This is a genomic window from Albidovulum sp. (genome assembly GCF_049646345.1).
Lineage (GTDB): Bacteria > Pseudomonadota > Alphaproteobacteria > Rhodobacterales > Rhodobacteraceae > Albidovulum.
In genome coordinates this window covers 1-1,554 of record NZ_JBARVQ010000350.1, presented here as the reverse complement: position 1 = coordinate 1,554, position 1,554 = coordinate 1, and the positions used below count along the sequence as shown (strand labels likewise).

The window sequence follows — 1,554 nt, the reverse complement described above, 5'->3', positions numbered from 1 at the left end:
ACCCTGGGCGCATGGCTTGACCGGCATGGGTTCGATGAGGATTTCCGCACGAACTACATCCTGCCGATGGGCGCTGCAATCTGGTCAACGGCGGAAGACCGGATGCTCGATTACCCGGCTTTGAGTTTTTTCCAGTTCTTTGACAATCATCGCCTGATGCACAAGGAGCGCCCCAGATGGCGCACGATCACGGGGGGCAGCCAGAACTATGTCCGCAAGGTGGGAGAGGCGCTCGGCGAACGGGTTCGCCTCAAGGCGTCGGTATCCCGGGTGTCTCCTTTCGGCGAAAAGGTCGCCGTCGTCTCCGGCTCCGGCAGAGCGGAAATATTTGATCACGTCATTTTTGCCTGCCATTCGGATCAAGCCTTGAAACTGGTTGAACGGGATTACGAAACACCAGCCTTTTACCTTCGCTCCGTACGGTATCGTCCGAACACGATCTATCTGCACCGCGACCCGTCGCTGATGCCCGCGCGAAAAGCAGCATGGGCGAGTTGGAACGTGCTCAAGCAATCGAATGGCGATATCTGCCTGACCTATTGGATGAACCGTCTGCAGAACATTGATCCGACGCGGCCCGTGTTTATAACGCTGAACCCCGAACGCGCCCCTGCCCCGGAACTCACCTTCCATGAATACAGCTTCGATCATCCACAATTCGATGCGGCGGCCGAAGCGGCGGTCCGTTCGATCAAGCGGATTCAGGGACAGGACGGATTGTGGTTCGCCGGCGCCTGGATGGGTCGGGGTTTCCATGAGGATGGGCTCAAATCTGGACTCTCGCCAGCATTATCGCTTGGTGGATTTGTGCCCTGGGAGGCGAAAGGCGTGGACATCGTCACGCCGCGGCGCAACACTTCCGGACCGGATCTGAAGGCCGAGGTAACTGCGTGACACAACCCCCGCTGAGGCTCTGGAAGGGTCGGACGCATCACAAGCGATTTGTCCCCTTCGAAAGAGCGTTCAGCTACGAGATTGCACTGATCGATCTGGACATAGACCGGCTTGCGGAAGCTGGCCGCTTGTCCTGGCTGTTTCGCGTGAACAAGCCCGGACTATTTTCGTTTCGGGAAACCGATCATGGCGCGCTCGATCGGTCGATCAGCCTGCGACGGTGGGCAGATGGACTGTTTGCAACCGCCGGCGTGGACCTTAAGGGCGGGACTATCCGGCTTGTGACGTTCGCGCGCCATTTATTCTACAAGTTCGCGCCAATCTCCCTTTGGTATGGCTATGCGCAGGACGGAAACCTCACCGGTGTGATTTATGAAGTGCGCAACACGTTCGGCGAACGACATTGCTATGTCGCAGCGATCGAAAGCGCACGATCGGTGCACGCGGCGCCGAAGGCTTTTCACGTCTCTCCCTTCTTCGATGTCAGTGGCGACTACCGGTTCACGCTGCGTGAACCCAGCTCAACCCTGGATGTGGTGATCGAAAATATAAAAGATGGCGAGCGCTCACATCTGGCGAACATCAAGGCGCGTATACAGGAAGCAACAACGGCCAATCTGATGAAACTCGCCCTCACCAGTCCACTTTCCTCCGTCGGCG

2 protein-coding genes are annotated in these 1,554 nt (G+C 57.7%); both read left to right on the top strand.

The features are described 5' to 3' along the window. A partial coding sequence (locus WBB85_RS08725) for an NAD(P)/FAD-dependent oxidoreductase (RefSeq protein WP_432638233.1) occupies positions 1-894 on the top strand: 894 nt, incomplete at its 5' end. Then, a partial coding sequence (locus tag WBB85_RS08720; RefSeq protein ID WP_432638232.1) for a DUF1365 domain-containing protein occupies positions 891-1,554 on the top strand: 664 nt, incomplete at its 3' end. The genes WBB85_RS08725 and WBB85_RS08720, both read left to right, overlap by 4 nt.